17 protein-coding genes and 1 other RNA gene are annotated in these 18,143 nt (G+C 42.8%); 14 read left to right on the top strand and 4 right to left on the bottom strand.

What is annotated here, in order from left to right:
* Nucleotides 1–5: 5 nt before the first annotated feature.
* Both ACP26M_RS05720 and dinB read right to left on the bottom strand, forming a co-directional pair.
* Entirely contained in the window at nucleotides 6–1,229 is a 1,224-nt protein-coding gene (locus ACP26M_RS05720; protein WP_426586956.1) for an acyltransferase family protein, read from the bottom strand.
* 365 nt (nucleotides 1,230–1,594) lie between these two features.
* Nucleotides 1,595–2,779 (bottom strand): DNA polymerase IV, encoded by a 1,185-nt coding sequence (gene dinB / locus ACP26M_RS05715; protein WP_426586954.1) that lies wholly within the window; start codon nucleotides 2,777–2,779, stop codon nucleotides 1,595–1,597.
* Between the two features lie 75 nt (nucleotides 2,780–2,854).
* On the opposite strand from dinB, the gene ACP26M_RS05710 reads away from it, so the two are divergent.
* The 11 genes from ACP26M_RS05710 to ACP26M_RS05660 all read left to right on the top strand — a co-directional run bounded on the left by ACP26M_RS05710 (nucleotide 2,855) and on the right by ACP26M_RS05660 (nucleotide 12,017).
* A complete protein-coding gene (locus tag ACP26M_RS05710) occupies nucleotides 2,855–3,475 on the top strand; it encodes a 2'-5' RNA ligase family protein (protein WP_426586952.1) in 621 nt (206 codons plus the stop codon).
* A 12-nt stretch (nucleotides 3,476–3,487) separates the two neighbouring features.
* Nucleotides 3,488–4,117, top strand: a complete 630-nt coding sequence (locus ACP26M_RS05705) for a hypothetical protein (RefSeq protein WP_426586950.1) — start codon at nucleotides 3,488–3,490, stop codon at nucleotides 4,115–4,117.
* Nucleotides 4,118–4,161: 44 nt separating this feature from the next.
* Nucleotides 4,162–4,260: signal recognition particle sRNA small type (gene ffs, locus ACP26M_RS05700), an RNA gene on the top strand.
* Nucleotides 4,261–4,346: 86 nt separating this feature from the next.
* On the top strand, nucleotides 4,347–5,303 hold the full coding sequence (locus ACP26M_RS05695; protein WP_426586948.1) for a YpdA family putative bacillithiol disulfide reductase: 957 nt from the start codon (nucleotides 4,347–4,349) through the stop codon (nucleotides 5,301–5,303).
* 432 nt (nucleotides 5,304–5,735) lie between these two features.
* Nucleotides 5,736–6,380 (top strand): GNAT family N-acetyltransferase, encoded by a 645-nt coding sequence (locus tag ACP26M_RS05690; RefSeq protein ID WP_112571573.1) that lies wholly within the window; start codon nucleotides 5,736–5,738, stop codon nucleotides 6,378–6,380.
* A 104-nt stretch (nucleotides 6,381–6,484) separates the two neighbouring features.
* Nucleotides 6,485–7,681 carry an argininosuccinate synthase gene (argG, locus tag ACP26M_RS05685; RefSeq protein WP_354483738.1) on the top strand — a complete coding sequence of 399 codons (1,197 nt, stop codon included), beginning with the start codon at nucleotides 6,485–6,487 and terminating at the stop codon, nucleotides 7,679–7,681.
* Nucleotides 7,674–8,030 (top strand): cupin domain-containing protein, encoded by a 357-nt coding sequence (locus ACP26M_RS05680; protein ID WP_188832572.1) that lies wholly within the window; start codon nucleotides 7,674–7,676, stop codon nucleotides 8,028–8,030. The genes argG and ACP26M_RS05680 overlap by 8 nt, the downstream gene beginning before the upstream one ends.
* A gap of 139 nt (nucleotides 8,031–8,169) precedes the next feature.
* Nucleotides 8,170–9,099, top strand: coding sequence for an N-acetyl-gamma-glutamyl-phosphate reductase (gene argC / locus ACP26M_RS05675; protein ID WP_426589702.1), 930 nt, complete (start codon nucleotides 8,170–8,172; stop codon nucleotides 9,097–9,099).
* Nucleotides 9,100–9,168: 69 nt separating this feature from the next.
* Nucleotides 9,169–10,296, top strand: coding sequence for an aspartate aminotransferase family protein (locus ACP26M_RS05670; RefSeq protein ID WP_426586944.1), 1,128 nt, complete (start codon nucleotides 9,169–9,171; stop codon nucleotides 10,294–10,296).
* 82 nt (nucleotides 10,297–10,378) lie between these two features.
* Complete coding sequence (locus ACP26M_RS05665) at nucleotides 10,379–11,326, top strand: N-acetylornithine carbamoyltransferase (RefSeq protein ID WP_426586942.1); 948 nt, start codon at nucleotides 10,379–10,381, stop codon at nucleotides 11,324–11,326.
* Nucleotides 11,327–11,408: 82 nt separating this feature from the next.
* Nucleotides 11,409–12,017 carry an FMN-binding negative transcriptional regulator gene (locus ACP26M_RS05660; protein ID WP_426586940.1) on the top strand — a complete coding sequence of 203 codons (609 nt, stop codon included), beginning with the start codon at nucleotides 11,409–11,411 and terminating at the stop codon, nucleotides 12,015–12,017.
* Between the two features lie 42 nt (nucleotides 12,018–12,059).
* Here the strand turns inward: ACP26M_RS05660 and ACP26M_RS05655 are convergent, their stop codons facing one another.
* Complete coding sequence (locus tag ACP26M_RS05655; protein WP_426586938.1) at nucleotides 12,060–13,307, bottom strand: cation:proton antiporter; 1,248 nt, start codon at nucleotides 13,305–13,307, stop codon at nucleotides 12,060–12,062.
* Nucleotides 13,308–13,349: 42 nt separating this feature from the next.
* Nucleotides 13,350–14,648 carry an NAD(P)/FAD-dependent oxidoreductase gene (locus tag ACP26M_RS05650; protein WP_426586936.1) on the bottom strand — a complete coding sequence of 433 codons (1,299 nt, stop codon included), beginning with the start codon at nucleotides 14,646–14,648 and terminating at the stop codon, nucleotides 13,350–13,352.
* A 204-nt stretch (nucleotides 14,649–14,852) separates the two neighbouring features.
* Here ACP26M_RS05650 and argB point away from each other — a divergent pair, with 204 nt between their 5' ends.
* From argB to ACP26M_RS05635, 3 genes are all read left to right on the top strand, one after another.
* Nucleotides 14,853–15,698, top strand: a complete 846-nt coding sequence (argB, locus tag ACP26M_RS05645; RefSeq protein WP_426586934.1) for an acetylglutamate kinase — start codon at nucleotides 14,853–14,855, stop codon at nucleotides 15,696–15,698.
* Nucleotides 15,695–16,513, top strand: a complete 819-nt coding sequence (gene proC, locus ACP26M_RS05640) for a pyrroline-5-carboxylate reductase (RefSeq protein ID WP_090527080.1) — start codon at nucleotides 15,695–15,697, stop codon at nucleotides 16,511–16,513. The genes argB and proC overlap by 4 nt, the downstream gene beginning before the upstream one ends.
* Before the next feature lie 193 nt (nucleotides 16,514–16,706).
* Nucleotides 16,707–18,083: an aspartate kinase gene (locus ACP26M_RS05635; protein WP_090527078.1), complete on the top strand. Its 1,377-nt coding sequence runs from the start codon at nucleotides 16,707–16,709 to the stop codon at nucleotides 18,081–18,083.
* Nucleotides 18,084–18,143: the final 60 nt, after the last annotated feature.

The raw sequence follows: 18,143 nt of genomic DNA, 5'->3' as shown, positions 1-18,143 counted from the left end.
GCAAATTACAAATTTAACGGAGAAAGGACAGGTTTGGGTTTTGTCTCTACTATCTCCGGGATCGGCACAGTTTTGAGTTTTTCCTTTGGTTTCATACCGAATAAAAACCGGGTTAAAGCGTAAGGGCGTACTAACAAATGATAGGTAAGCATCGTTACAAAAAAGGTAATACCCACCGTATAAATATATTTTGATAGGATGCTTTCATTTTGCGTTTGCACAATATAATAGGCAATTAATACAATAACGGTTTGGTGCAATATGTAAAACGGATATACCGCCTGGTTTAAATAATTGAGCGCGTTATGAGGCTTATTTAAATAATGTTTGCCATAGCCAACCAGCGCCAACACCCATCCCCAGGCAATGATTGGGCGCAATGCGGTAAAAGCATAGGAGAATGCGATATTTTGAAAAGGCCAGTGGGGATGCAATGGTTCGATACCGTTCCAGCGCATGACTTCCCATGTCATCAGGCTTAAAAAACCGATGGTTAAGGCAAAACGGCGATTGCGCTCAAGGCTATCCATCAGTTTAGGTTGAAGGATACAGATAAAACCCGCCAGGAGGAACAATAGCCAGTAAACAAAGTAACTGCCATCATGGATCAGGTCGTTGGTTTCGGGGAGGTCCCAGCTGGTGAAGGTAAACCACAGGATTCCGGGAAGCATCAATAAATAAACCCATTTCCCCCGGGCCAAAATGGCAAGCTTTTGTTTAAAACCATTGCTTTTGGGCGAGATCATCCAGGCAAATAAAGGCGCGAAGATGAGGTCATAAAGAAACAGATAGGCAATAAACCAAAGATGGTGCCAGCTGAAATTGCCTTTGGGATATGGCTGAAAGTTAAATGTACTGGGATAAAAATCCAGGAATGAGCCTTTGTAACCATTGGCCAATCGTTCCATGTAGATCTGCGGCGGCACTATGATGAACATGCCCACCAACAGCGGAATAAAAAGACGGCGGAAACGCAAACCGATGAAACTGAGTGTAGAACGCCGCTGCATCATGTAGTAACTCACGGTACCTGAAATAAAAAAGAGCAGCGGCATGCGAAAAAGGTGCAAAAAATGATTCGATTCCATCATCAGGTTGCTGGTTTCGTGGTTTTTGATGTGCCATCCATCCTCGGCAACAAAAGGCATTGCCGAATGAAAAAATAACACCCCCAATATGGATAAGATCCTCAGCCAATCGAGGTAGGTTTGACGTTGTGTGGTTTCCATGATTTCTTTTTTTATCAAAAGAAGTCACAACCCATCGCCCCATAAAATTACTTTGACCAATGGTAAAAAACCTTTGACCATTGGTAGAAAACAAGAACATTTGCTACGGCGGCCAGAGGCTTCTTGATAGTTGCCACCCGGCTGGAACGCAAGGCGTTTGGAAGATTCTTTAATTCCCTCCCTTGGGAGGGGTGCGACTGGAATGTGTAGTGGCAGGGAGGGGTTTATCCGCTATTTCAAAGGAACAAGCAAGGCGATGAAACCCCTCCCTACACCCTCCCAAGGGAGGGAATCGCGCAATCCGGCGCTTTTTCAAACAATCAACTCGTCAAAAAAAGATCAACACAATCAAAAACAATCAACGGTCAGCCGCGCATAAACGGATTAAAATTCCTTGTACCAATTTCCATCCCTGCCGCCCGGCAGATGGTTTTATCACCAAACTTGAAATTGATCTGATCCATAGCCTGGTAAAGTTTAATGCGCTCTTCATTATCTTCAAACAGGTTGATCTGGTAGCTGCCTGTGCAAAGATCGCTTAGCCGTACGCCTATCAACCTGATAGGCCGGTGCCGGTCCCAGGCCATTTTAAGCAGGTTTTTTACACCTGGAATCAGGATATGTTCTGCTGCCGTAAGTGCTATCTTTTGCTGTTGGGTATGGGTTTCAAAATTACCATATCGCAACTTAATAGCCAGGCATGATGAAAGCTTGTTTTCCCGTCGTAATTTGGACGATAGTTCTTCCGTCATGGATACTAAAATAGTTTCAAGTGTGCGGTGATCAGACACATTAGTATGGAAAGTATGTTCGGTGCTGATGGATTTTCTGTCGGAATGCGGAACGATTTCGCTATGATCGATACCATTGGCTTTTTCCCAAAGCGAATGCCCGTATTTACCAAAAACGGTTTCGAGGAAACGGATATTGGTGCGCTGCAGATCACCAATTTTTTCGATGCCGTATTGATATAACTTATTGCGGGTACTTTCGCCCAGGCCGGGTATTTTACCGATGTTAAGCGGGGCCAGGAACTTCAGTTCATCGCCATGTTTTACAAACATTTGTCCGTTGGGCTTAGCCTGGTTGGTAGCCATTTTAGCTATGGTTTTGCCTGATGCCATACCGAAGGATATAGGCAGGCCCGTTTCTTTAATTATCTTCTGTCTTAATTTTGTGGCCTCCTGATAGCAGTCAAAAAAGCGGTCCATACCGGTATAATCTATATAAAACTCATCAACCGATGTTTTTTGGTATAGAGGAACCGTGTCATGAATAATCTGTGTTACCTCGCGTGAGGCTTCGCCATAGCGCCCATGCGAACCGCGGATAAGGATTGCATGCGGACAAAGCTTAAGCGCCTGCTTGGTAGGCATTGCCGAATGCACACCAAATGCCCTCGCCTCATAACTGCAGGAAGCCACAACTCCCCTTTCGGCCGAACCACCTATGATCACCGGCTTACCGATCAGTTCAGGATGAAACTTCCGCTCTACTGAAACGAAGAACGAATCAAGATCGATATGAACAATATAACGTTTAGCTTCCACATAACAAAAATGCTAATATTTTTTGTATCTTGCTAATTTTATTAGCATATTTGACGTATAGAAATTGTGAAGCAAATGAGTATATACGAAGATTACCTGCTGTTATTATCCCCTCCCGAAACGGTGAGGCATGAGATTTCACGCTATAAAAAAGCATCGGCAAGGCTCATCGGCAATTATAAAAGTATGGATTCGCCTGCTCATATCTCTATACAACACCTGGAAAGGCAAAAGCCCTTTATGGCCGATAAAAACCTGGAATTGATGGAACAGGCCCTGAATACCATGCCACCGGTATTGCTGCATATGGATGGTTTTTATCATTTCACCCATTTGCATAGCCGCATGACCATTTATGCCAACATCCGGGCAACACCCGCTACCGACGAATGGTTTAACACCTTAAAAAAGAAGCTGCGCATTAAAAAGACTCTTATCCCACATATAACGGTTGTGCGTGATATTGCCGAAAAAGATTTCGACACACTTTGGCCGCATTTTAAGCATAAAAAATTGGTAGAGCCTTTTTGGATCAAAGAACTTATCATATTGAAACGCGATACACTTGACGCCTTTGCCAAATGGGATAAGTTTAAAACTTTTGAATTTAAAAACATGACCGGCCCTGGTTATACCCGCCATGAACTGGAACTGCTTAAAGCCGGCGACCCTGATCAGATTAATTTATTCATTTAAAATTTAACAATCATGGACTACGCATTTTATCATTTTATCCTCCCGATACCTGATCATGTAGATGTTATGATCCGGCAATTAAAAAGCGAAGCAAAACGTGTTATCGGTAATTATCCCAGCATGCATGCCCGGTCGCATATCACCATAAACAATTATCCGCGCAAACCGCTTGATGTAGACGTTCAGGGCTTCTCGTTTTTGAGCCGTAAACTTAGTTTGCTGCCTCCCGTTGTTTTTGAAACAGATGGATTTGATTGCTTTAATGAGAGTAATGACTATAACAAAACCATTTTTGCCAGGCTTAAGCTCACCGAACAAAATAAATATTGGATTAAACTATTGAAGGGTATTGTTGGCGATAGCAGTACCATACCTCATATTACCATAGCAAGGGCCATAACACCCGAACAATTTAACCTGCTTTGGCCCTATTTTCAAAAAAGGGAAATGAAGGCAAAATTTGTTGTGAACCGGCTTACTATTTTAAAAAATTTGTTGCTTGATCTCGACCAACATGCCAAAACTTATCGGGAATTTGAATTTCGGGGAGATGAAAACACCTTAATAAAGTACGATAACCTGGCAATAGCAAAGCAAATTAAAAATTATCCATCTATAAATCAACAGATAAGCCTTTTTTAACATTTTCTTAACCATAAACGCTACCTTTTTCTATATTTGCGCCGGGGTAAGTCTTTTACGGCCAGCTCCTCTTGAACTCCCCCAGGGTGGGAACACAGCAAGGGTAGAGAGTTGAGCGGCGCGATAAAAGTAGCTTACCCTTTTTTATTTTCTTATTTTTGCCGCACCGGCAAACATGCCCTGAACCTGCACAGGTTCATGATTTCTTTAATTTCTTAACTGTACACAAATGCTCGATATATTCATTATTGGCGGTGGCCCGATAGGTTTAACTTGCGGACTCGCTGCTCAAAAAGCCGGTTTAAGTTTTGTAATTGTTGAAAAAGGCACACTTGTAAACTCATTATACAACTACCCTGCTACCATGACGTTTTTCTCCACATCTGAGAAATTGGAGATCGGCGGCGTTCCCTTTGTTACTGTACATAACAAGCCTACCCGCAATGATGCTTTGGAATATTATCGCCGCGTAGCACTTTCAAATAACTTACCCATTCATCTTTTTGAAGAAGTTACCGAAGTAAAGCCGGAAGATGGCTTTTACACCATCACCACAAAAAAAGCAACCTACCAGGCTAAAAAGGTGATCCTTTCAACCGGGTTTTATGATATTGCCGTTAACCTCAATATCCCCGGCGAAAACCTGCCTAAAGTGAAACACTACTACCAGGACCCTCATTATTATACCCTGCAAAAAGTGGTGGTAGTTGGCTCAAGCAATTCGGCTATTGATGTGGCCCTGGAAACCTACCGTAAAGGGGCCGAGGTAACACTGGTGATCCGCGGCAGCGAAGTGAGCAACCGGGTTAAATACTGGGTACGGCCCGATATTATTAACCGAATTAAAGAAGGCAGTATTAAAGCTTACTTCAATTCTAATCTTGAGGCTATCCGTGAAAATGAAGTCGATATCAAAACACCGGAAGGATTAATCACTATCCCTAATGATTTTGTAATGGCGATGACAGGCTATAAACCCAATTTTGAGTTCCTGAAAAAGCTTGGTATTATACTTTCTGAAGATAAATTCATCCCCCAATACAACCCCGAAACCATGGAAACAAACATGTCAGGTTTATACCTTGCAGGCGTGGTTTGCGGCGGCCTTGATACCCATCTTTGGTTCATCGAAAACTCGCGCATTCATGCTGATATGATCATCAATGATATTGTGGCCCGGAGGTGAATGGTTGATTGGGTTGATTGGGTAAATGGTTCTCTATGTAAATCAAATAATTACATAGAAAAGCAAACTACCCACTCAATAAACTTAATCAACCATTCACCAACCGACAAATAATCACATTTTTTTCTTGTATAAATAAAATTTTATAGCCTAATTTGCAGCAAATTAAAAACACAGTAATTCAACAAAAAAATGAATACACCAAGCTTAAATAAGCCCGCTACAAGAGCAAGTTTTGCTCCGGTTGCTGCTGCCTTGGGTTCAACTGTTTTTTTAAACTGCCCTCTCCGACGAAGGACCTACATGCCACGGGTTTGAATTAATTTTTCTCCTGTCCACACAAAAAGAGTTTTTTAAACGTCTTTTTAAAAAAACCATCTAATTATTTAAGGCTTGTAAAGCCAATTAATTTCACGGTAATTATCTATTTAAATGACAATACAAGATTTTGATATTCAGGTTGCTACTGCACAGCATGTAGATTATGCCACTATGATTTGCGATGAGATGGCCGAATCGGCCAAGGCGCGCGGAACTGGTATAGCTACACGCTCGCCCGAATATGTTGCTAATAAAATGCTGGAAGGCAAGGCTGTTATAGCCCTGCATAAAGACGGTACCTGGGCCGGTTTCTGCTATATTGAAACCTGGAGCCACGGCGACTTTGTTGCCAATTCGGGCCTTATTGTTAATCCGCAGTTCCGTAAGGCGGGATTGGCAAAAGCCATCAAACATCGTATTTTCCAGTTATCGCGTACCAAATACCCCGATGCAAAAATATTTGGCCTTACAACAGGCTTAGCGGTAATGAAGATCAACTCGGAGCTTGGCTACGAGCCGGTTACCTACTCAGAACTTACCCAGGACGAGAACTTTTGGGCCGGCTGCAAAAGCTGCGTAAACTTTGACATTCTGACAAGCAAAGGCCGTAAGAATTGCATGTGCACAGCCATGCTGTTCGATCCTGCCGAAAAACAAAAAGAGTACGAAGAAAAGATGCAACGTATCACGCATAAAGCGACCTTGCTTGAGCGTATTGAGAACGCCATAAAGAAACGTATAAAACACGATGTTTAAGGATTAGGTTAAAGGTTAACACCCATAAATTAATAAAACAGATCACCATAATTGATAAGTAAAGCTTTAAGCCTTGTGCCTTTAGCTTTAAGCTCACCAAAAACATGAAGAAAAAAGTAGTATTAGCTTATAGCGGAGGTTTGGATACCTCATTTTGCTGTATTTATTTAACACAGGATCTTGGTTATGAGGTTCACTCGGTTATTGTAAATACCGGCGGTTTTAGCGAAGAAGAGTTAAAAGGCGTTGAAGAACGCGCTTATAAAATGGGCGTTACTTCACATCATGTGGTTGATGAAACCGAAAACTTTTACAACACCTGCGTACGCTTTTTAATTTACGGCAACGTATTAAAAAACAACACGTACCCGCTATCTGTAAGTGCCGAACGCGTAAGCCAGGCAACTGCTATTGCTAACTACGCTAAAGAAATTGGTGCCGAATTTGTTGCCCACGGCAGCACCGGCGCCGGTAACGACCAGGTGCGTTTTGATATGATCTTTAACATCCTTGTACCTGAAGTGAAGATCATCACCCCTATCCGCGACCTGAAACTGAGCCGTGAAGAAGAAATCGAATACCTGAAAAAACATGGTGTTGATATGAACTTCGAGAAAGCTAAATACTCTATCAACAAAGGGATCTGGGGCACATCAGTAGGTGGTAAAGAAACACTTACTTCAAACCTTGGCTTACCTGAAGAAGCATGGCCTACACAAGTTACCAAGTCTGAAGTAAAAGATCTTGTGCTTACTTTTGAAAAAGGTGAATTGGTAGCTATCGGTGATGAAAAATATGATCATCCAACCAAAGCTATACAAGCTTTGCAGGCTATTGCTCAGCCTTATGGCATTGGCCGGGATATTCACGTTGGTGATACCATTATCGGTATTAAAGGCCGTGTAGGTTTTGAGGCCGCCGCTCCTATGGTGATCATCAAAGCTCACCATACTTTAGAGAAACATGTGCTAACCAAATGGCAGCTTTCATGGAAAGATCAGTTATCATCTTTCTATGGCAACTGGCTGCATGAAGGTCAGTTCCATGACCCGATCATGCGCAATATCGAAGCTTTTTTAACCGATACTCAGAAAAACGTTACAGGTAAAGTATTTGTTCAGTTACACCCATATCGCTTCCAGGTAGTAGGCATTGAATCACCATACGATCTGATGTCGAACAAGTTTGGCAGCTATGGAGAAATGAACAACGCCTGGAGCGGCGAAGACGTTAAAGGGTTCTCCAAAATATTTGGTAACCAGGTAATGATCTATCATAAAGTAAACAGCCAAAATGATTAATACGGCGTTTTCAAAAGGTGACTGCATAAAGCATTATAACTGGGGCGATGATTGCCACGGATGGACTTTCATTGACACCGAAGCTTTATCCGTTAAGCAGGAGCTGATGCCGCCAGATACTGCCGAGCAATTGCATTACCACGAAAAAGCCACACAGGTATTTTTTATTTTAAAAGGGCGGGCTACATTTTCGATAGACGGCGAGGTTACGGTATTGAAGCCCGAACAGGGTATCGAGATCCATCCGGGTCAAAAGCATTTCATCAGCAATAACGACCGGAGCGACCTCGAGTTTATTTTATATTCATATCCATCTACAAATAATGATCGGATAAATTTAGCCCCCTAACCCCCTAAAGGGGGGAATAATTGTTAAAATTATGACTGAATTTAAAGATAATAATGACGCTACTCTTGCTCCCCCTTCAGGGGGCCGGGGGGCGATACGTGCAGGTATAATTGGCGGAGCAGGGTACACCGGTGGCGAAATGCTCCGGATCCTGATCAACCATCCTAACGTGGAGATTGCTTTTGTTCATAGCAACAGCAACGCGGGTAACTATGTTTACCAGGTACATACCGACCTGTTTGGTGATACCGATCTGAAATTTGCGGCCGAATTATCTACAGATATTGATGTGTTATTCCTTTGCGTTGGTCACGGTGATGCCAAAAAGTTCCTGGAAGCAAACACTATTCCTGATTCGGTTAAGATCATTGATTTAAGCCAGGATTTCAGGCTTAGTCAAAACTCAACTTTAAACGGTAAAAGCTTTGTTTATGGCCTGCCAGAATTAAATCGCGAAGCCATTAAAACAGCTGCCAATATTGCTAACCCTGGTTGTTTTGCTACGTGTTTGCAATTGGGCCTGCTTCCCTTGGCTTCAAAAGGTTTGCTAAACAACGAAGTACACGTTACTGCTACAACTGGCTCTACCGGTGCGGGACAAAGCTTATCACCAACTTCGCACTTTACCTGGCGTAATGACAACCTATCGGTTTACAAAGCGTTTAGCCATCAGCATTTAAATGAGATCGGTCAGTCATTAAGGCAGTTGCAAGCCGGCTTTGATAAAGCTATCAACTTTATCCCTTACCGTGGCGACTTTACCCGAGGCATTATTGCTTCAATTTATACTGAGAGCGATTTGAGCGAGGAAGAAGCATTAGCACTTTACCAAAGCTACTACGATGGGCATCCTTTTACGCATGTCACCAATCGCAATATTGATTTAAAGCAAATTGTAAACACCAATAAATGCTTTATCCAGGTAAAAAAACACAACAACAAAATATTCATTATCAGCATAATGGACAACTTACTTAAGGGCGCTTCCGGTCAGGCAGTACAGAACATGAACTTATTGTTCGGGCTGGACGAGCGCGCAGGCTTACGACTTAAGGGAATAGCGTTTTAACCCCCCTGCCCCCTAAAGGGGGAGTAATTGTTTAATATTAATTTTAATTGCCTTTGAGGCTTCAATAATATGAATCTGTTCGACGTATATCCTATTAATCCGATCAACATAGTAAGAGGACAAGGAAGTTTAGTGTACGATAACCACGATACTGAATACCTTGACATGTATGGTGGCCACGCCGTTATTTCTATTGGTCACACCCATCCACACTACGTAAAACGTTTAGAAGATCAATTGCATAAACTTGGCTTTTATTCTAATTCTATCGAGATTCCTATTCAAAAAGAGTTAGCTCAAAAGTTGGGAAAAGTTTCAGGCAAGGAAGATTACCAGTTATTTCTGTGTAACTCTGGTGCTGAGGCCAATGAGAATGCTCTGAAACTGGCTTCTTTTTACAATGGTAAAAAGAAGGTTATCGCGTTCCGCAAAGCGTTTCATGGCCGTACTTCTTTGGCTGTTGCCGTTACGGATAATCCTAAGATCGTTGCGCCTATCAATGAAACTGATAACGTTATCTTTTTGCCATGGGCCGATGAAGCCGCGCTGGAAGAAGCGTTCAAAAACAACGAAATTTCTTCGGTAATTATTGAAGGCATCCAGGGTGTAGGTGGTATCCAGGTTGCACCTGAGGGCTTCCTGCAAAAAATCCGCTCGCTGTGCAACCAGTATAATGCCGTTTTCATTGCCGATTCCGTGCAGTGCGGTTACGGCCGTACGGGTAAATTCTTCTCGCATGATTTTGCCGGTGTTAATGCCGATATTTACAGCATGGCTAAAGGCATGGGTAATGGTTTTCCTGTTGGAGGCATTATCATATCGCCAAAAATACAGCCGGCATATGGCATGTTAGGTACTACTTTTGGTGGGAACCATTTGGCTTGCGCAGCAGGTTTAGCCGTTCTTGAAACTATGGAACAGGATAACCTGTTACAAAATGCCGCCGAGGTTGGCGGCTACTTAATAAAGGAGCTTAACAAGCTGGAGCAGGTTAAGAAAGTTCGTGGTCGTGGTTTAATGATCGGCATTGAATTGCCTGATGAATTGGCCCATGCGCGTAAAGAACTGCTGAACAAGCACCATATATTTACCGGCGAAGCTAAACCAAACGTGATCAGGCTGTTACCCGCTTTAAATCTAACCAAGGCCCATGCTGATAGGTTCCTGGAAGCTTTTGTAAATGTATTGAATCAATAAGACGCCCCCTCTAAGTCTCCCCCTGAAGGGGGAGACTTAAAAAAATAAATAGCAGAACAACTCACCAATAATTGTAAAGTTCATGAAACTATTCTCTTCTGTTAATGATGTTGCTGATGTTAACGCACTTGTAAAAGAGGCATTGGCGCTTAAGCAGGATCCCTTTGCCCATCAGCAACTTGGTAAAAATAAAACACTTGCCCTGGTGTTTTTAAACCCAAGTTTGCGTACCCGTATGAGTACGCAGAAAGCTGCTATCAATCTGGGCATGAATGTAATGGTGCTCAACATCGATAAAGAAGGCTGGGCATTGGAGCTGCGCGACGGCGTGATCATGGACGGCACTACTGTTGAGCATATCCGTGAAGCTGCAGGCGTTATGGGACAATACGCTGATATTATCGGTGTGCGTTCGTTCCCCGGCTTAAGGAACCGCGAGGAAGATTATAGTGAGATGATTTTTAACAAGTTTGTTGAGTTTTGCAAAGTGCCGGTTGTTAGTCTGGAATCAGCAACCCGCCACCCGCTGCAAAGTTTGGCCGACTTGATCACTATTGAAGAGCTGAAAACAACAGCGCGTCCTAAAGTGGTTTTAACCTGGGCGCCGCATATCAAACCTTTGCCGCAGGCTGTTCCTAACTCATTCTCGGAGTGGATGTGCAAGGCGGATGTCGACTTCGCTATCGTGCAGCCTAAAGGATATGAGCTTTGTACCGATTTTACCCAGGGTGCAAACATCAGCTATAATCAGGATGAAGCTTTGGCCGATGCAGATTTTATCTACGTAAAAAACTGGTCGGCTTACGAGCCTTACGGTAACATATTAGGCAAACATGAAGAATGGATGCTGACTAATAAAAAGTTAGAGCAAACCAACAACGCCAAAGTAATGCATTGCTTACCGGTACGCCGCAACCTGGAACTTTCTGACGAAATATTAGACGGGCCAAACTCAATTGTGGTACATGAAGCCGGCAACCGTGTTTGGGCTGCGCAAGCTGTGCTCAAACAGATGCTGGAAAGTTTGTAGATAATTGTTATTCATATAAGAGCAAGAATCAAAGCAAATCTGTCTTGGTTCTTGCTTCTTCTCGTCTTAAATCTTTCCTCCTATGTATACTCCCAAACATTTTCAGTTAAGCGATGAGCAGGAAGCAATCAGCTTTATGCAGCGCTATAGCTTTGCAACGATTATAACAGCTACTGATAACGTTCCGTTTGCTACCCATCTTCCCTTCCTGGTAAGCAAACGCGATGACAAAATTGTTTTGTCATCTCATTTCGCCAAAGCAAATCCACAGGCTACGGAGATCATTGGGAAAGATGGATTGGTGATCTTTACAGAGCCTCACGCCTATATCTCACCTAAACATTACGAAAAGGAAACCAACGTACCTACCTGGAATTATATCGCTGTACACGCTTATGGCAAAGCAACCATTTTATCAGAGGGTGAACAAACTGCCGGTTTGTTAGCGCAAATGATCAGTAATTACGAGGCTGATTATCTAACCCAATGGAATAACCTGCCAGATGAATATAAACAACGAATGATGAAAGGGATTGTAGCTTTTGAGATCATCGTTGATGATCTGCAAGGCAAACAAAAACTTAGTCAAAACCGTAGCGAAACGGAACGGGAAAACATCATCAATGCATTAGGCAAAAGTACGGACACTACTGAAGCGGAGATTGGCAAATACATGTCGCTTCTTAAATAATATCCTACCGGGTTACGCTGCACCAAACCCGCGCAGCATGGTTTATTCTTCTATCTTTTTGGAAGCGCTGTTTATCATTCTGTTCAACGTCAATCCCTGAACTATTACCGAAAATATCACAATAAAATAACTGCCGGACAAAATCAGGTGCCGGTATGGCGTATTGGGTAAAGACAACGCAAGGGCTATAGATATAGCCCCGCGCAGACCTGCCCAGGTCATAATGTTGATATTGCTATAGTTCACTTTAAGAGTATGCCTTAAAAACGTTAGCGGCAGCATAATACTCAGCCAACGGGCTATTAAAACTGTAACTATAGAAAGGCTTCCTGTTACCCAGTAGTTATTTACAAAGGGCAGATTGACCAGCTGCAGGCCTATCATCACAAACAAAATCGTATTCAGGATCTCATCAACCAGCTTCCAAAACTTTTCCAGTGCCTCATGCGATTTTTCTTTGTTATCCTGGTTGATGGATTGTCCCCCTGCAAATAAGCCGGCAATGACAACCGATAACGGAAGGGAGAAACCAAGTAATACGGCCAAAACTGATAAGCCCATCACCAGGGCCAGAGAGATCAGCACAATGGTCTGAAAATCTTTAACTGAATGCATCAACCTGTGGGCTATGTAACCCAAAACAGCACCGGCCGCCATCCCGCCGATAATCTCCTTGATGATGAGCATCACCACTTTCGCAAGTTCAATTTTCTCTTCGCCTACCCGGGCTATTTCTAAAATAATCACAAACAGAATAAGACCTATCCCATCATTAAACAGCGACTCACCCGAAATAATGGTTTCAAGATTTGCAGGCAATTTCGAATTGCGGATAATGGCTGCAACCGCTACCGGATCGGTGGGTGAAATCAAAGCGCCGAACAACAGGCAATAGATCAGCGGCATATGGATATGAAAAAACGGGGCTACATAAAACAACAGGCATCCAAACACCGCAGTCGAAATAACAACCCCCAATGTGCTTAGTACAAATACGGGGCGCATTTCTCTCTTCAGCTTCCGGCCATCTAAGTTAAATGAGCTTGAAAAAAGCAAGAAACCAAGCAGCACATTCAATACCGCTTTTGAAAAGTTGATATTTTTGGCAAGTGTACCCAGGTAATCCGCTATCGACGAATCAATCTTATCTACAATAAGTATGGTGATAGAAGTAATGGTTGCCAGCAGCACAATGCCAATAGTGCCCGGCAGCTTAATAAAGCGGGCGTTAAGGTACGAAAATATCGCGCTGACAATAACCAGCAAAGCTATTACAACAAACAGATCCATAAATACTTACAAGTAAGGATTTAAAAGGATTATTGTTTGTTTTTATCTCGATTCGGGATTCGTCATTCGGGTTTCGGTATCAAAATAGCGTACGATGAGTCGGTTGTCGCTGTTTTTGGTGAAATAGTTGATGGCCCAGCTAAAAAATATGATGCCCTTATTGGTAAAGCCTGCAAGCGACATGATGTGTACAAATCCCCATACCAGCCAGGCAAAAAATCCCTGAAAATGAATTTTCCCCAAGTCGGCCACCGCTTTATTTCGGCCTATGGTTGCAAGCGAACCTTTATCCCTGTATTTGAAGGGCACCAACGGTTTACGGTCGAACATTCGGTAAACGTTCTCACCCAAATTTTGTCCCTGCTGGATAGCTACCGGTGCAACACCCGGATGCCCGTTTGGATATTCATCGGTGATCATAGCGGCAACATCACCTATAGCATAAATATTTTCGTAGCCCTTTACCTTGTTAAATTCATCAACCAGGATGCGGTTACCCCGGGCTATATTATCGGCAGAAATACCTTCAGGAAATTCCCCCTTTACTCCTGCCGCCCAAAGTACATTACGGGTTAACAGCGATGTGCCATTATCTATCTTCAGTTCATAGCCATTATAGCTTTCCACGTGTGCGCTGTTATAAATGGTTACGTCCATATCCTGCAAAAACTTTTTGGCCTTGGCCCTCGCCCCCGACGAAAACGCGGCCAGCAGCTCCGCTTTACCCTCAACAAGGTAAACACTCATGCTGTGTTTACGCAAACCATGATAATCCTTCATTAATATCAGCTCGCGCATTTCGGCAAGTGCACCGGATAGTTCCACACCGGTTGGCCCTCCTCCTACAACCACAAAGGTCATTAGCGCCGCTTTTTCTTCCGGGTCTTTAGATACGAGCGACATTTCGAGGTTTTGGAGGATCAGGCTCCTTAAGTTTAAGGCCTCCGGGATATTCTTCATCGGCATAGCAAAATGCTCTATCTCTTTATTACCAAAAAAGTTGGTATTGGAGCCGGTAGCTATAGCAAGGTAATCGTAATAGATGGTACCGATATCAGTATCGAGCGTATTGTTTTCAGCATTGATCTTTTTTACCTCAGCAAGCGCGAAGCGAAAATTCTTTTGCCTGGTAAAGATCCGTCGCAATGGAAAGCCAATTGAATCGGCAGCTATGGAGCCCCCTGCCACCTGGTACAACAAAGGCTGAAACGTGTGATAATTATGCTTATCAATCATCAATACATCAACGGGCGCATCTTTTAGTTTTTTAGCTAAATGGATCCCGCCAAATCCTCCTCCTATTATTGCCACCCGCGGCCTGATATTCTTTTTTTGCTCCATAGATAGATATAAGCAAGGATAATGCCTTAAAGTTTTCCAATATTACTAATTCTTTCATAATCAAATTGTAAACTTAAACTGCAGATCCAATTATTCATTTTTTAATCAATTTTTGAAAAAACATACTATATTTTCGTAATTTTAACAGTTTTCCGTTTAAAAAAGTGGAAATTTGGCACTAAAAGAGTTATATTAACAGCTGGAATGAATAAAATTGATACAGATCATATCAAAACGGATAAATTACCATCAAATAAGAGCCTTTATATAATCAAAATAGGTGGAAACGTTATTGATAACTCTGAAAACCTATATCATTTTTTAAAGGATTTTGAAGCACTGGATGGGCTGAAGATCCTGGTACACGGAGGTGGAAAAGTGGCCACACAAATGGCCGAAGATTTAGGTATTGAATCAAAAATGGTTGATGGCAGGCGCATCACTGATATTGAAACGCTGAGAGTGGTCACCATGGTTTACGGAGGCCTCATCAATAAAAATATTGTAGCCCAGTTGCAGCGTTTTGGCAACAACGCCATAGGCCTCACCGGTGCCGATGGCAACTTTATTAAAGCGGTTAAACGGCCGGTAAAAACTATTGACTATGGTTTTGTGGGCGATATTGTTGAAGACTCTATCAACCCCGAAAATATAAGCCGGTTGATGGAAGCAGGCTTTACCCCCGTTTTCTGTGCGATAACGCATGATGGCGAAGGGCAGCTGCTAAATACCAATGCAGATACCATTGCTTCGGCACTGGCGGTATCGTTATCGGGATTATATGAAACCACCCTCATATATTGCTTTGAAAAAAAGGGCGTGCTAAAGGATATTAATGACGAAGAATCGCTGATTAGGGAAATTAACCCGCAGCACTACGAGGAACTAAAAGTGGAAAGGATAATACACAGTGGTATGCTACCTAAACTTGACAACGCTTTTACCGCAATTGCTTGTGGTGTAAAGGCAGTAATTATTGGCAAATCAGATGATTTGGGCCAATTGAAAGATAACAAACCATTTGGAACACGTTTAACAAAAAGCGCATGAACGCACAACAGCACATTTCAATATTAGGCTCCGGTAACATAGGGCTGTCATTAGCCAAAGGTTTAGTTAAAAAGGGTATTTGCAAACCCCAGCAAATATCATTAACCCGTCGTAACGTAGCTGCGCTGGCCCAATATGCCGAGCAGGGGTACCATGTGTCAGACAATAACCTGCGTGCCGTGCGCAAAGCCGATATTATTGTGCTGGCCGTACTGCCGCAACAACTCAATAAACTGTTAGACGAGATCAAACCTTCGTTAAAGCCGGATAAGCAATTATTGATCTCAGTTATCTCGGGCGTTAGCTGTGCCGATATCCGCCAGCACCTTGACCTCAATGTACAGGTGATCAGGGCAATGCCGAACACCGCGATTGCGATAGGCCACTCCATGACCTGTATCGCTACAGATAACGGCACTAATAAGAATATCAACATGACCAAATCATTGTTTGATACGGTTGGTGTAACTATCCAGATCAATGAAGAATTGATGACCTCAGCCACAGCGCTTTGTGCCTGTGGTATCGCTTTCTTTTTAAGGTCGATCCGCGCTGCTTCACAAGGCGGAACGGAGATTGGTTTTCACGCGCATGACGCTTTAAAGATGGCAGCCCAAACCGCTAAAGGTGCGGCCGACCTGCTATTACAACTGGCATCGCACCCTGAACAGGAAATAGATAAGGTAACTTCGCCAAGCGGCTGTACCATTGCCGGCTTAAATGAAATGGAGCACCACGGTTTCAGCTCAGCCATGATCAAGGGCATTCGTTTATCTGCCGAAAAAGCAGGTGATTTGTATAAAAAGGATAGTTAATTAAGCGAAAAGCTTAAGGCCGAAGGCTCAAAGCTTTTAATCATTATATTTCAATCGTTTTGATAGCGTATATCAAAATGAGTTATTTTTAAAAAAGCAGTTCAGATACAAGCTATTTACATTCAACCAATTAATAAATAGCTACAACAATTGGTATGGTTATGGTATTTGACTGTCGATCTTTCAATATAAAATGTTAACAGTAGAAAAAATTGGCGGTACATCCATGACCGCTTTGGGTGATGTTATTAAAAACATTATCCTGTTTGAACGCAGCGGGGAACAACTTTACAACCGCATATTTGTAGTATCGGCATTTTCAGGAGTAACCAACCTCCTGCTCGAAAACAAAAAGACAGGCGCGCCGGGTGTATATCACAAGCTTGCCAATTACAAGGATTTTCATACGCCATTAAAACAATTAATTACGCGTTTAAAGCAGATCAATAAAACTTATGAAGGCCTTGGTTTGAACATAGCCGAAGCCGATAGGTACATTGAAACAAGGATCAACGATGCTCAAACCTATCTGGAGAACCTGGCTAATATTCTGGCATCAGGGTATGTAGGTAAAGAAGGCATTTTACAGGCCGCGAGAGAGATCCTGGCCTCAATAGGTGAAAGCCACTCGGCTTTTAACTTTACCAATATCCTGCAAAATATGGGTATCAATGCTACTTTGGTGGACCTGAGCGGTTTTCATGACCACCGTGCATTAACCATTGATCAACGCATTAAGAAAGACCTTGCCCATATTGATTTTTCAAAAACCATTACCGTTGTTACCGGCTACGCCAAAGGCACGGAAGGTATTATGCGCGAGTTCGACCGCGGCTATTCGGAAGTTACCTTCAGTAAAATTGCCGTTGCTGTACAGCCACAGGAGGCCATTATCCATAAAGAATACCACCTTTGCACTGCCGACCCTCAATTGGTTGGCGTTGAAAATTGTTTCCCGGTGGGTAATACCAACTATGATGTTGCCGATCAGCTGGCCGATGTGGGCATGGAAGCTATCCACCCAAAAGCGTCAAAACCGTTGGAAATAAATGATATCGACCTGCGGATCAAAAACACCTTTCAACCGGAACACCCGGGTACACTGATCACCCGCGAATATATTTGCGATAAAAAGCGTGTTGAGGTTATCACCGGCACCGATAAGGTGATCATGATCGATATTTATGACCCATCAATGGTTGGTAATGTAGGTACCGATTTTCATATCATGCAGTTGTTTTACAAGTTTGGCGTTAGCTATAGCTTCAAGGCCACCAGCGCTAACAGCATTTCTATAGTGATATGGGAGAAGGACTACAATAAAAAACTGATTGGCGAACTGGAAGACAATTACGAAAAAGTTGCTGTTGAAAAAATGGCGATGGTTTGCCTGATAGGTTCCAACATGGATCAGCCGGGCTTACTTGCCAAATCCGCAACAGCACTGGCCCAAAAAGGGATCAATATCAAAAGCTGTGGCTTTGCACTAAGAATGGTCAATATCCAGTTTTTGATAGCCCGCGAAGATTTCGATGAGGCGATCCGCGCTTTGAATAAAGCAATGTGCTAAGGGAGGCGAAAGGTAAAAGGATAAAGGTTTTTTGTTTTCTACTTAACCTAATGCCTTTCA

The organism is Mucilaginibacter sp. R-33, from assembly GCF_049949235.1.
Lineage (GTDB): Bacteria > Bacteroidota > Bacteroidia > Sphingobacteriales > Sphingobacteriaceae > Mucilaginibacter.
This window is presented reverse-complemented; position numbering and strand designations above follow the sequence as displayed.